Here is a 12,914-nt window from a genome sequence, read left to right as displayed (position 1 = left end):
CGTACTCCTAATAAAGACTATCCAAGCATGCGGGGCCGGCGCATCAAGCGTGCGCGCAACCCGAGAGGGGCGGTGCCGTCGGCCTCGTCGCCGACGCTGGCCTTTTTGCCGTCGCGCGCCGCGGCGCTGCCGAGCCCCGAGCCGTTCGACTTGCGGCGCGCCGCCTGCCGTTCGATCACGCGTTGCAGCAGGCAGAAGATGCAAAGCAGGGCGCCGATGACAATGCGCGTCCACCACGAACTGAGCGTACCGTCGAAGGTGATCAGCGTCTGGATTGTGCCGAGCACGCCCACGCCGAACACCGAACCGATGATGTAGCCGACGCCGCCCGTGAGCAGCGTACCGCCGATGACGCTCGCAGCGATTGCATCGAGTTCCATGCCCTGGCCTTGCAGGCCGTATCCCGACAGCACATACAGCGTAAACACCAGGCCGCCCAATGCCGAGCACAGGCCGCCCAATGCATAGACGCCGATCTTCGTCCTGGCCACCGGCAACCCCATCAGGAGGGCCGATTTTTCGTTGCCGCCGAGTGCGTAGACATTACGACCAAAGCGTGTCAAATGGGCGACATACAGCGCGATCGCGAGCGTGACGAGCGCGATCAACGCACCGCTGTTCAACTGGCCGCTGCCAATCTGAAAATTGTAGTCCGCCACCTTGTGAAACGACGGTTCGGTGATCGTGATCGATTGCGTCGTGATGAGAAAGCATGCGCCGCGCGCGAGGAACATGCCCGCCAGGGTCACGATGAACGGCTGCAGCCGCAGGTAGTGAATCAGCGCACCCTGAGCGGCGCCGAAGGCGGCACCGATCAGCAGGACGAGCGGGGCCACGGCATAGATCGGCCAGTGCCAGTGCTCGGCGCAGACGGCACAGACGATCGTCGTGAACGCCACCACGGCGCCGACCGAGAGATCGATGCCGCCCGACAGAATCACGAAGGTCGTGCCGATGGCGACGATCAACAGAAACGAGTTGTCGACAAGCAGCCCGAGCAGAACTTGCAGCGAACCGAAACCCGTATACATGAACGAGCCGAAACCGAACAACGCCGCAAACAGGGCGATCGTAACGACGATCGGCAGTGTGCGCGGATCGAGAAGACGACGAATGAACGCGCTCATTGCACCTCCGGCCGGGCGCGAGTGGATGAAGTGGACAGCCGCATGGCGAATCCGGCAAGCAGCTCGCGTGCGCGCGCCGATTGGATGACGCTGACCACGATGACGACGAACGCCTTGACGACGAGCGTCGCTTCGGGCGGTACGCCGATCGAGTAGGTGGTGTACGTGAGCGTCTGAATGATGAGCGCGCCAAGGACGGTGCCCGCGAGCGAGAACCGGCCGCCCATCAGCGACGTTCCGCCCAGCGTCACCGCGAGAATCGCGTCGAGTTCGAGCAGCAGGCCGGCGTTGTTGCCGTCGGCGCTGCGCACGTTCGAGCTTGTCAGGATGCCCGCGATGGCCGCGGAGAGACCGCAGAATACATAGACGCCGAACATGATCGCCGTCGAGCGCAAGCCGACGAGCCGTGCGGCCACAGGATTGACGCCGATCGAGCGCACGAGCAGCCCGAGCGCCGTGCGGTTGACGAGCAGCGACGTAGCAGTAAATACCGCGACGGCGATCCACACCGAACACGGCACCATCGCCAGGAAGCCATCGCCGAGACGCAGATAACCTCGCGCGCTGATCGGAATGATCTGACCGCCGGTCAGCAGCTGTGCAACGCCGCGTCCGGCCACCATGAGAATCAACGTCGCAATGATCGGCTGCATGCCGATGAGCGCCGCGAGCAGGCCGTTCCAGGCACCGGCCAGCAAGCCGATGCCGAGCGCCGCGGCGAGCGCGAGGCCCACGTGCGTCGGATCGGCTGCCAGGATGATCGCCGCGGTCGCACCCGCGATCGCGACGATGGTGCCCACCGAAATATCGATCCCGCGTGTGGCAATCACGAGCGTCATGCCGAGCGAGACGACGACGAGCGGCGCCGCCCGGTTCAAAATATCGATCGGTGCACCGAAGAAGTGGCCATCGAGCACGCTGATCGCCAGGAAGTCATGCCGATGCGCGACATCGAGCGCGAACAGCAGAAGTAACGTGACGACGGGCCACAACAACGGATGGCGCGCGATCGCCTGGAAGGGGCGGGCGCTCATGCTTGGCCTCCGGCGATGAGTCGGTAGACGGCTTGCTCGTCGAGCTCATCGCCCGAGAGTTCGGCTACCTTGCGGCGGTCGCGCAGCACGGCAATGCGATCGCTGATGCGCAGGACTTCCGGGATCTCCGAGGAAATCAGCAAGATACCGAGCCCCTTCGCGCACAATTTGCTCACGTAGTCCATGATTTCGAATTTTGCCGCGACGTCGATGCCGCGGGTCGGTTCGTCGAGAATCAGCATTTTCGGGTCGATCGCCAGCCACCGGGCGAGCAGCGCTTTTTGCTGATTGCCGCCCGAGAGCAGTTCGATCGGCTGCTCGATGTCGCGTGCGCGAATACCGAGCGCCTTCACATAGTGTTCGGCAATGCGCCGTTCCTTGGCTCGGCCGAGCGGACGCCACCAGCCGCGCCGCGCCTGCAAGGCCAGGACGATGTTTTCACGCACCGAGAGCGCGCCGACGATCCCTTCCTTCTTACGATCTTCGGGGCAATAGGCGATGCCGTGCCGCACGGCATGCCGCGGCGAACCGAGCTTGATCGGCTGGCCGCCTGCGGTGATCGTGCCGGTATCCGCGCGGTCGGCGCCGAACAGCAGCCGCGCCGTTTCCGTGCGACCCGAACCGAGCCGGCCGGCGTGGCCGACGTGGCGGCGGGGCTCGAGCGTCAGATCGATCGGCTGCACGGCACCGCGCCGGCCCACGCCGCGCATGTCGAATGACGAGGCCGCGGATGCGGCGTTCGCAGCGGCGCCTCCCTTCGACGTCGAACGCTCGCCGGCAACGGGCACATTGCCGACCATCTTGTGCACGAGCTCGTCGACAGGCAGATCCTTGGCGAGGTATTCGCCTTCGCGCTCGCCGTTGCGCATGACGGTAATGCGATCGGAGATCGCATACGTCTGCTCCAGAAAGTGCGTGACGAACAGAATGGCGATGCCGGAGGCTTTCAACCGGCGGATCACCTCGAACAATTTCGCGACTTCCGAATCGTCGAGGCTTGAAGTCGGTTCATCGAGAATCAGCACGCGCGCGTCGACGCTGACCGCTCGCGCGATCGCCACCATTTGCTGCACGGCGATCGGGTAGGTATCGAGCGATTGCGTGACGTCGAGCGAAAGATTCAGCTGGTCGAGCGCCTTGCGGGCGCCCGCGTTGATGGCCTTCCAATCGATCGCGCCCCGGCGGTGCGGCTGGCGCCCCGCGAAGATGTTTTCCGCGACCGAGAGGTTGGGGCAGAGATTCACTTCTTGATAGAGCGTGCGAATGCCCGCGGCTTCCGCTTCGAGCGGCGCCCCGAAGCGAACGGACCGGCCGTCGATGCGGATATCGCCCGCGTCGTGCGCATGCACGCCGGTGAGGACGTTGATCAGCGTCGATTTGCCGGCACCGTTCTGGCCCATCAACGTGTGCACTTCGCCGGCGTACAGACGGAAGTCGACTCCCTTGAGCGCTTGCACGCCGGGAAACGACTTCGTCAAGCCGAGCGTTTCGAGTACGAGGGGGCCGTTCATGGGCGTCGCTCGCTTGTCTAGTGGCGGTGGATGACGGGATCAGTACTTACGCGTCGGCAAAACTTGCGCCGCCACGTTTTCCGGGAACACCGTTTCCTTCGTCACGATGCGCTTGGGCAGTTCCTTGCCGGCCACGAGATCCTTGACGGCGCTCATCAGCTGCGGCCCGAGCAGCGGGCTGCACTCGACGTCGACATTGATCTTGCCCGCGATCATCGCCTGGAAGCCGCCCTTGGTGGCATCGAACGAGACAACCTTCACGTCCGTGCCCGGCTTCATGCCGGCTTCTTCCATGGCTTGAATCGCGCCGAGCGCCATGTCGTCGTTATGTGCATAGACGACATTGATCTGCTTGCCGTACGTCTTCGCGAACGCTTCCATCACTTGCTTGCCGCCGGCGAGCGTGAAGTCGCCGCTTTGCGATGCAATGATCTTGAACTTCGGATCGTTCTTGATGATTTCCATCAGGCCGGAGTGGCGATCGTTCGCCGGCGCCGAGCCCACCGTGCCCTGCAGTTCGGCGATGTTGATCGGGCCCGGATTGTTCTTGTATTCCTCTTCGAGCCAACGGCCCGCACGGCGGCCTTCTTCGAGGAAGTCGGAACCGATCATCGTCACGTACAGCGACTTATCCTTCACGTCGATGGCGCGGTCGGTCAGGATCACGGGAATGCCGGCCTTCTTGGCTTCCGTGAGCACCGGCTCCCAGCCCGATTCAACGACGGGCGAGAACGCGATCACGTTCACCTTTTGCGCGATGTACGAACGAATCGCGCGGATTTGGTTCTCCTGCTTTTGCTGTGCATCCGAGAACTTCAGATTGATGCCGGCGTCTTTCGCGGCCTCCTTGACCGATACCGTGTTCGCAGTGCGCCATGCGCTTTCCGCGCCGACCTGCGCGAAACCGAGGGTGATCTTCTTGTCCTGTGCGTGGCCATCCACGACGAGCGACATGGCGAGTGCCGCTCCCAGAAATGCGTTCAGGGCCAACCGTACCGTACGTCCCATGCTTGTCTCCGTTTGTCTTTGGTGCGTGCTTGGTTTTGCTACTTAGAACGAACTACGTCACTTCACTTCGATTTCCGCACGCCGGATCTCCCTGTGACGGGTCGTCGCGCCGCGCTGCTTTCTAAATAGCCATACTATAGGCACCGTGCAGACCCGAAGCGATTAGCGTTTTCCCCAGCTACGGTGTTCCAATAGTCATGCTATTTCTATCTGCAATCTGGCACGAAGCGGCCGGAAAGGCGTAAGATTGTGCCAACATGTGGGATGCCATCGGGAATAGTGTGAGGTGAATCATCATCTTATGCCGATCGGCGCCCGTGATGCAGGTGATCTCAATCGTTTTACTATATCTGCCTTAAGCAGGCATCGAGCAATGACAGACAAACCCCGTAAGCTCCGCTCCGCCCAATGGTTCGGCACAGCCGACAAGAACGGCTTCATGTACCGCAGCTGGATGAAGAACCAGGGCATCCCCGATCACGAATTTCAAGGCAAGCCGATCATCGGCATTTGCAACACGTGGTCGGAACTCACGCCGTGCAATGCGCACTTCCGCAAGCTGGCTGAGCACGTCAAGCGCGGCGTGTTCGAAGCGGGCGGCTTCCCGGTGGAGTTTCCGGTGTTCTCGAACGGGGAGTCGAACCTGCGCCCGACGGCGATGTTTACGCGTAACCTGGCCAGCATGGATGTCGAAGAATCGATCCGCGGCAACCCGATCGATGCCGTGGTGCTGTTGGCCGGATGCGACAAAACCACACCGGCGTTGCTGATGGGGGCGGCCAGCTGCGACGTCCCCGCCATCGTCGTCAGCGGCGGCCCGATGCTCAACGGCAAGCACGAAGGCCGTGATATCGGCTCGGGCACCGTCGTGTGGAAGTTGAGCGAACAAGTGAAGGCGGGCCATATCACGCTGCATCAATTCATGGCTGCGGAAGCGGGCATGTCGCGTTCGGCCGGCACGTGCAACACGATGGGCACGGCGTCGACGATGGCGTGTATGGCCGAGGCGCTGGGCGTCACGCTGCCGCACAACGCCGCCATTCCGGCGGTGGACTCGCGGCGCTATGTCTTGGCGCATCTGTCGGGCATGCGGATCGTGGAAATGGCGTTGGAGGATCTGCGTCTGTCGAAGCTGCTGACGCGCGAAGCATTCGAGAATGCGATTCGCGCGAACGCGGCGATCGGCGGTTCGACCAACGCTGCCATCCATTTGAAAGCGATTGCCGGGCGAATGGGCGTGGCCCTCGAACTGGACGATTGGCGGCGCGTCGGGCGCGGGACGCCGACGCTTGTCGATCTGCAACCGTCGGGACGCTTCCTGATGGAAGAGTTCTATTACGCGGGCGGGTTGCCGGCCGTGCTGCGCCGCCTCGGCGAAGCGGGACTGCTGCCGCATCCGGATGCCTTGACCGCCAACGGGCATTCCCTGTGGGAGAACTGCCAGGAAGCGCCTATCTATAACGACGAAGTGATTCGTCCGCTCGATAAACCGCTGGTCGCCGATGGGGGCCTGTGCGTGCTGCGCGGGAATCTGGCACCTCGTGGCGCAGTATTGAAGCCTTCGGCGGCCACGGCATCGCTGCTCAAGCATCGCGGCCGCGCGGTTGTCTTCGAGAATTTCGACGATTACAAAGCGCGCATTGCGGATCCGGAGCTCGACGTCACGGCCGATTCGGTTTTGGTCATGAAAAACTGCGGGCCGAAGGGGTACCCCGGTATGGCGGAGGTCGGCAACATGGGCTTGCCGCCGAAGCTGCTCGCGCAGGGCGTGACGGATATGGTTCGCCTTTCCGATGCGCGCATGAGCGGGACGGCCTACGGCACGGTGGTGCTGCATGTGGCGCCGGAAGCGCGTGCGGGCGGGCCGCTTGCCGTCGTGCGCAACGGCGATTGGATCGAACTCGATTGCGAGGCCGGGCGCTTGCACTTGGACATCAGCGAAGACGAACTGGCGCAGCGCCTGGCGGCATGGCGGGAAACGAACGCCCAGCGCGATCCGAAGGACCTGAGCGGCTATCGCAATCTGTATGTCGATCACGTCCTGCAAGCAGACGAGGGATGCGATTTCGACTTTCTCGTCGGGTGCCGTGGCGCCGAAGTGCCGCCGCATTCGCATTGAAGCCCTACTGATTCAGACTTGATTCAGACAATAGGCCCGCCGATTCACGGCGGGCCTTCGTCGTTTCTTGAAGCGTCGAATCGAATCGTCTAATCGAACGGCTTAACGTTCGAACGGCTTAACGTTCGGGACGCGCACCGATGACGAGAATCGTCTCGGCATCGGCTTTCGCGTGTTCCAGTTGAACGAGGCTCGCCTGCCGAGCTCCGAGCGGATCGCGATGTTCGATCGCGGTGAGGATCGCTTTGTGCCGTGGCAGCGACAGCGCGTGCGTATCGGGGTGACGGCTGGTGAGCTTGATCGATTCGCTCAACGCCATCGACATCATGTTGCCGATGAAGGCCAGCATGTCGTTATGCGTTGCGGCCATCACGGCGCGGTGAAAGTCGAGATCGGGTTCGAGCAGCGCATCGGACGTTTGTGCGTTTTCCATTTGCTCATAGCAGCGACGGATGCGCACAACGTCTTCTTCCGTCGCGTTCGTGGCGGCCAGTGCGGCGGCGGCCGGCTCGATGATGCGGCGTACAGTCAGCAACGAACGAAAGAACTCCCCCTCGGGCGTGACGCTGATCGTCCAGAACAGAACATCCGGATCCAGCATGTGCCACTCTTCGCGCGGACGCACGACGCTGCCCACTCGCGGCTTTGATACGACGAGCCCTTTGGCAACGAGCACACGTGTGGCCTCGCGCAAGACAGGGCGGCTTACGCCATAGGATTCGCAAAGCGTGGGTTCGGGCGGCAGTCTATCGCCGGGAGCGAACTTGCCGCTGACGATCTCGATGCCGAGTTCCTGCACGATCCGCGCGTGCATGCTCTTGCGGTTCTTGAGATGTCGATAGTCCATAGGGAGGGGATGGTGTCAGCCTCGCGCCGACACAGGCCGCGGAGTGTCTGTCAGCATAGCACAGGGGATGTGCCCCTTACAGCTAAACCTTGCTTGGAATAAACCATCATTGCGCAGCGTTCATTCTCATGTGGCTCGCCGTATCGACCAACGGCGAAAGCGGGAACGCAGCGCTGACATGTGGCATCTATCGCGGCAAGACCACCCCGTTCTCATCGCTGAACGGGCCGACGGTCGCATTTCAGATAGGAGAAGAACATGTCAAGGCATACGAGCCTGAAATCGATCCCCAAGCTGGCCGTTGTGGCCGCGCTAGCCGCGACGGCAATGGGCGTCCAGGCGCAAAGCACCGGCGCGGCCGCCCCCACCGATCCGCAGATCGCTGCCATCGTCGTCGCCGCCAATCAGGTCGACATCGATGCGGGCAAGCTGGCGTTGAAAAAGAGCAGCAATAAAGACGTCAAAGCCTTTGCGCAAACGATGGTGCGCGATCACACGGGCGTGAACCAGGCAGCCAGCGAGCTCGTGCATAAGCTGAACGTCACGCCGGAACCCAACGCGACGAGCGAATCGCTGACGAAGGGCGGCGACGATAACCTGGCCAAATTGAAGGGAATGAGCGGCAAGGCTTTCGACAAGGCTTATGTCGATCATGAAGTCGCCTACCATCAAGCGGTGCTCGACGCGATGGACAAGACGCTGATTCCCGACGCGAGCAATGCCGAGTTGAAGGCGCTGCTCGTCAAAGTACGGCCTGCGTTCGTCACGCACCTCGATCACGCCAAGCATCTGGATGCCAAACTCAATGACAGCGGCGGCTATTAAACCCGGGCGAAGGCGGCGAGTTGCGGCAATCGTGCTCTGCATCGGCACGTGGGCTGCATTCGCGCCCCCCGCGGAGGCGAAAACATGGACTGTCAAGATCGCCGATATGCGGTTCGACCCAGCCACCGTGACCGTCGCGCCCGGCGATACGGTCGTTTGGGTCAACGAAGACCTGGTCCCGCATACAGCGACATCGGCCGCTGCCGGGCGCTTCGATTCGCACGCGATCGCGCCCGGCGCTAGCTGGCGTTATCGCGTGACGGCGCTTGGGCGCTATGCTTATGCGTGTACGTTTCATCCGACGATGCAAGGGACATTGATCGTGAAGGGGAAGCCATGAGCCTCGAAGCGACATCGAGCGGTAGCGGCGGTGCACCGCTCGATTGGCAGCATGCCGACGATCGCGCGCTCGCGGCGGCCATTGGTGCGGGCGAGCGCGATGCGTTCGTGCAGTTGATGCGCCGCTACAACCGGCGTTTGTATCGGCTCGCGCGGGCAACGCTGCGCGACGATGCCGATGCGCAAGACGCGTTGCAAGATGCGTATCTGGCCGCTTACCGGTCGATCGGCACGTTTCGCGGCGATGCGCAGTTGTCGACCTGGTTATCGCGGCTGGTCGTGAACGCGTGCCTGGCGCGGTTGCGGCGCGACGCGCGCAGGCATGCACGTGCGCCGATGGTCAGTATGTCGGCGAACGACGGATCGGATCACGAGCTGATGCTGATGGACAAGTCTTACGACGCATCGCCCGACGATGCCTTGATGCGCGCCCAGATTCGCGCGTTGCTCGAACGCAAGCTCGATGCGTTGCCCGAAGCCTTTCGCGTCGTTTTCGTCTTGCGCTGTGTGGAAGAGCTCAGCGTGGAGGAGACGGCGCAATGCCTCGGGATTCCCGAAGCGACGGTGCGTACTCGGCAGTTTCGGGCGCGCGGCTTACTGCGCGAGTCGCTGGCGCAGGAACTCGATCTTGCCGAGCGTGACGTGTTCTCGTTCGATGGGGCTCGCTGCGATCGGATCGTTGCGGCGGTGCTCGTCCGGCTCGACGAGTCGTGACTCGATCATCCGCGGTTCGAGGATGATTTGACGATGACCGACGGCATTGTTGCGATCATCCTGCATGCAGCGACGCTCAACCCACCTCGAACCGATACGCCAGCGTAACGGGCGCCGCGGGATCGAGCGCCACCGCCGTCGCCACCCCTTGCGCATTGATCGGATTCGCGGCCAGAGAGGCTTGGCAGCCCAACTCGAACGCCCCAGCGATAGGCTCCACGCCCACACATAGATTGCGGCCGTTCCACGGGGCGTAACGGCGCCCGCGGTTGCTGATCCAGAGCAGCAGCGACGGCAGCACCGCAGCATCCCAGCTGAGCCGATACGCGACATCGGCCGCTTCATCGGTCATCGTGACGTTACCGTTCACGCCGCACAGCTGAAGGATTTCTTCGGTGTCTTCCGCGAGCGGGAGCCGATCGAACGCCGCATGCCCCCCGGCGCCGAGTGGTACGTCATCGAGCCGTGAAAACTGCGCGCCGGCGCGCGCACGCGAAACGCCGGGTTCGGGGCCACCCGGATGGACCATGCCGAAAGCGAACTGGCCTGGATCGATGCGCAGTGCGCCGGTCAGCGACGGCAATGCGATGTTCGGATGCAACCCGAGCGGGCGCGCGCTCGCACGCCGTGCCTCGATATGCAATTCGAAGTCGATGGCGGGCGCAGCCATATCCGCCCGGATCACGCGCGTGATCCGGGATATCGCCGACGACTCGGGGTAGTCGATCGCGATGCGGATCTCGGTGGCGCTCTGCGAAACGAGCTTCCATTCGCCGATCGCGCCATAGCCGTGCAGCAGGTCGTCGCTCGCATCCGTCTCGGGATCGAACTGGGCAGTGGGCGTCGTCAACGCTGCGTGCCACGCTTCACCGACCTGATCCGGCCGATACGGCACACCGAAGGGCACGCAAGGAAACTCGCTGCGCATATGCGCGACTAACCCCTGCGCACCGGCAGCTTCAGCATCGCCTATCCACGGTACTTCGTAAAACGGCCGCACCCGACGGCCTGCATGTTTGAACTCGACGTTGCCAAGCATGCCGCCCGCCGCGTAAACGGCGAGCGAGCCGTGGGGCCATTCGAGGTGCCAGCGTTGGTTCATGGTCATGGTTGTCGGCAGGAAGGGGCGGGGAGCAACGGGTACATCGCGCTCACCCCGGTCAATTTTCTTCTTCGATCCAGCAGGTCTGATGGCGCGCGAGTAGCGCGCTGGCGGCGGCCGGACCCCAGGTGCCCGCGGCATAGGGCTTCGGGACCGCATCGGGCAAGCGCCATGCATCGAGGATCGGCGCCACCCAGCGCCAGGCCGCTTCCTGCTCGTCGCGGCGCACGAACAGCGCGAGGCGTCCGGCGATGACGTCGAGCAGCAGGCGTTGATAGGCTTCCATCCGGTCCTGCTGAAAGAACTGGTCGAAGGCGAGGTCGAGAAACACGCCGCGCAGATTCATTCCCATACCCGGCTGCTTCGCCAGCGCATTCAATCGGATCGATTCGTTCGGCTGCAAGCGGATCGTGAGCCGGTTCGAACCGGAGCGCAGCGGCTGCGTGCCGAGGGCGGAATGCGGCACGGGCCGGAAGTTGACGACGATCTCGGCCACACGTCCGGCAAGGCGCTTGCCCGTCCGCAGAAAGAACGGCACGCCGGCCCATCGCCAGTTTTCGACTTCGACTTTCAGCGCCACGAAGGTTTCTGTCATGCTGCCCGGGCGCACGCCGGGTTCGCCGAGGTAGCCGTTCACGGGCTGCCCGTTGATGGCACCCGAGTGATACTGGCCGCGTACGACGTTGCGCCGGATGTCGTCGCCGTCGAGCGGCTTCAGCGCGCGCAGCACCCGGAGTTTCTCTCCGCGTACGGCATCCGCATCCATCGATTGCGGCGGTTCCATTGCGATGATCGAGAGCAATTGCAGCAGATGGTTTTGCACCATATCGCGCAGCGTGCCCGTCTGATCGTAGAAGCTGCCCCGGGCCTCGACACCGAGCTGCTCGGCCACGGTGATCTGAATGCTTTCGACCCATTCGCGTCGCCAAAGTGGCTCGAACAGCGAGTTGCCGAAGCGCAGTGCGAACAGATTCTGCACCGCCTCTTTGCCGAGGTAGTGATCGATTCGATAGATCTGCTCTTCCGCAAAGATCCGTCCGACGGCGTCGTTGATCGCGTTCGACGATGCAAGATCGTAGCCGAGCGGTTTCTCCAGTACCACGCGCGCGCCTTCGGTCAGGCCGGCAGCGGCCAAGCCTTCGCAAATCGGCACGAACAAGGAAGGGCCGGTCGCCAGATAGAAGATGCGCGTGCCCGGCAGCGAGTCGCGCATCGCTTGCAGCGTGGCGAACGCGTCGGGTTGGCTCGCATCGAGCTCCACGTAGTCGAGGCGCGCGCGAAACGCTTCCCATTGCTCATCGCTCGAGCGTGAGGCGGCGATGTGCGGCCGGACGTGTTCGTCGGCCCAGCGCAGGTACGCGTCGCGGTCGAGCGGCGTGTGAGCCACCGCGACGATTCGGCCGGCCGGGCCGAGCGAGCCATCGCAATGCGCGGCATGGAGCGCTGGCAAAATCTTGCGCAGCGCGAGATCGCCCGTGCCGCCGAACAGGACGAACGTGAACGGACTACGCGCGGCGGGGTTCGCTCGTTTGCTCATGATTTCCGGGCACTGGGCGCGGCGGGGATCGCGCGGCGTGCCTTGAAGCGGTTGATCAGATTGTTCGTCGAGCTGTCGTGCGTCGTGATCGTGCCCGGCGCCGCGATCTCGCGTTCGATTTCCACCGCGAGCCGCTTGCCGAGTTCCACGCCCCACTGGTCGAATGAATTGATCTGCCAGAGCGCCCCTTGCACAAAAACCTTATGTTCGTAGAGCGCAATCAGCGCACCGAGCGTGGCAGGTTCGAGCCGATCCAGGCAGAGCGTGTTCGTCGGCCGGTTGCCCTCGAAGTTGCGGTGCGGTGCGTCGGGCGACGGCGAACCGTTCATGAGCGCTTCCGTCTGCGCAAAACAGTTCGCCAGCAAAATGGCGTGGTGCTCGTCGAGCTTATGATGCGGCCGCATGCAGGCGATGAAATCGGCCGGAATCAGCTGGCTGCCCTGGTGCAGCAGTTGAAAGAACGCATGCTGGCCGTTCGTGCCCGGCTCGCCCCAGATCACGGGGCCCGTTGCATGATCGACGCGTTCGCCTGCCACCGTGACGGTCTTTCCGTTGCTCTCCATGTCGAGCTGCTGGAGGTAGGCCGGCAGCCGATGAAGATAGCGATCGTACGGCGCGACGAGGTGGCTCGCCGCACCGAAGAAGTTCGTGTACCACACGCCGATCCATGCGAGCCGCGCGGGCAGGGTGCGTTCGAGCGGGGCCGAGGCGCAATGCTGGTCCATCGCGTGGGCCCCGGACAGCAGCGACG

At 63.2% G+C, this 12,914-nt stretch carries 11 protein-coding genes and 1 pseudogene; 4 read left to right on the top strand and 8 right to left on the bottom strand.

Going from position 1 to position 12,914, the window contains the following annotated elements; translation table 11 throughout:
- Positions 1-17: 17 nt before the first annotated feature.
- The 4 genes from yjfF to ACTHL0_RS21510 are packed head-to-tail and all read right to left on the bottom strand — an operon-like array spanning position 18 to position 4,626.
- Complete coding sequence (gene yjfF, locus ACTHL0_RS21525; RefSeq protein WP_440568927.1) at positions 18-1,127, bottom strand: galactofuranose ABC transporter, permease protein YjfF; 1,110 nt, start codon at positions 1,125-1,127, stop codon at positions 18-20.
- Positions 1,124-2,161, bottom strand: a complete 1,038-nt coding sequence (locus ACTHL0_RS21520) for an ABC transporter permease (protein ID WP_440568926.1) — start codon at positions 2,159-2,161, stop codon at positions 1,124-1,126. The genes yjfF and ACTHL0_RS21520 overlap by 4 nt, the downstream gene beginning before the upstream one ends.
- On the bottom strand, positions 2,158-3,672 hold the full coding sequence (locus ACTHL0_RS21515) for a sugar ABC transporter ATP-binding protein (protein ID WP_440568925.1): 1,515 nt from the start codon (positions 3,670-3,672) through the stop codon (positions 2,158-2,160). The genes ACTHL0_RS21520 and ACTHL0_RS21515 overlap by 4 nt, the downstream gene beginning before the upstream one ends.
- A 39-nt stretch (positions 3,673-3,711) precedes the next feature.
- Positions 3,712-4,626, bottom strand: a complete 915-nt coding sequence (locus ACTHL0_RS21510) for an ABC transporter substrate-binding protein (protein ID WP_440568950.1) — start codon at positions 4,624-4,626, stop codon at positions 3,712-3,714.
- A 427-nt stretch (positions 4,627-5,053) separates the two neighbouring features.
- Between ACTHL0_RS21510 and ACTHL0_RS21505 the strand changes: the two genes are divergently transcribed.
- Positions 5,054-6,799, top strand: a complete 1,746-nt coding sequence (locus ACTHL0_RS21505; RefSeq protein ID WP_440568924.1) for an IlvD/Edd family dehydratase — start codon at positions 5,054-5,056, stop codon at positions 6,797-6,799.
- A gap of 118 nt (positions 6,800-6,917) precedes the next feature.
- Here ACTHL0_RS21505 and ACTHL0_RS21500 read toward each other — a convergent pair whose 3' ends face one another.
- A complete protein-coding gene (locus ACTHL0_RS21500) occupies positions 6,918-7,646 on the bottom strand; it encodes a FadR/GntR family transcriptional regulator (RefSeq protein WP_440568923.1) in 729 nt (242 codons plus the stop codon).
- A 258-nt stretch (positions 7,647-7,904) separates the two neighbouring features.
- On the opposite strand from ACTHL0_RS21500, the gene ACTHL0_RS21495 reads away from it, so the two are divergent.
- Genes ACTHL0_RS21495 through ACTHL0_RS21485 form a run of 3 tightly spaced genes read left to right on the top strand, consistent with a single transcriptional unit; the run spans position 7,905 to position 9,524 of the window.
- Entirely contained in the window at positions 7,905-8,471 is a 567-nt protein-coding gene (locus tag ACTHL0_RS21495; RefSeq protein ID WP_440568922.1) for a DUF4142 domain-containing protein, read from the top strand.
- On the top strand, positions 8,440-8,811 hold the full coding sequence (locus tag ACTHL0_RS21490) for a cupredoxin domain-containing protein (protein ID WP_440568921.1): 372 nt from the start codon (positions 8,440-8,442) through the stop codon (positions 8,809-8,811). Before ACTHL0_RS21495 ends, ACTHL0_RS21490 begins: the two co-directional genes overlap by 32 nt.
- A complete protein-coding gene (locus ACTHL0_RS21485) occupies positions 8,808-9,524 on the top strand; it encodes an RNA polymerase sigma factor (protein WP_440568920.1) in 717 nt (238 codons plus the stop codon). Before ACTHL0_RS21490 ends, ACTHL0_RS21485 begins: the two co-directional genes overlap by 4 nt.
- Before the next feature lie 76 nt (positions 9,525-9,600).
- Here ACTHL0_RS21485 and ACTHL0_RS21480 read toward each other — a convergent pair whose 3' ends face one another.
- The 3 genes and pseudogenes from ACTHL0_RS21480 to ACTHL0_RS21470 form a co-directional block, all read right to left on the bottom strand.
- Complete coding sequence (locus tag ACTHL0_RS21480) at positions 9,601-10,632, bottom strand: hypothetical protein (RefSeq protein ID WP_440568919.1); 1,032 nt, start codon at positions 10,630-10,632, stop codon at positions 9,601-9,603.
- A gap of 52 nt (positions 10,633-10,684) precedes the next feature.
- Positions 10,685-12,163, bottom strand: a complete 1,479-nt coding sequence (gene zwf, locus ACTHL0_RS21475; protein WP_440568918.1) for a glucose-6-phosphate dehydrogenase — start codon at positions 12,161-12,163, stop codon at positions 10,685-10,687.
- A pseudogene (locus tag ACTHL0_RS21470) lies at positions 12,160-12,914 on the bottom strand (glucose-6-phosphate isomerase); the annotation flags it as partial. The gene zwf and the pseudogene ACTHL0_RS21470, both read right to left, overlap by 4 nt.

The organism is Trinickia sp. (assembly GCF_051961175.1).
Lineage (GTDB): Bacteria > Pseudomonadota > Gammaproteobacteria > Burkholderiales > Burkholderiaceae > Trinickia.
The sequence above is the reverse complement of the archived record's forward strand: the minus strand, read 5'-3'. Positions and strand labels throughout refer to the sequence as shown.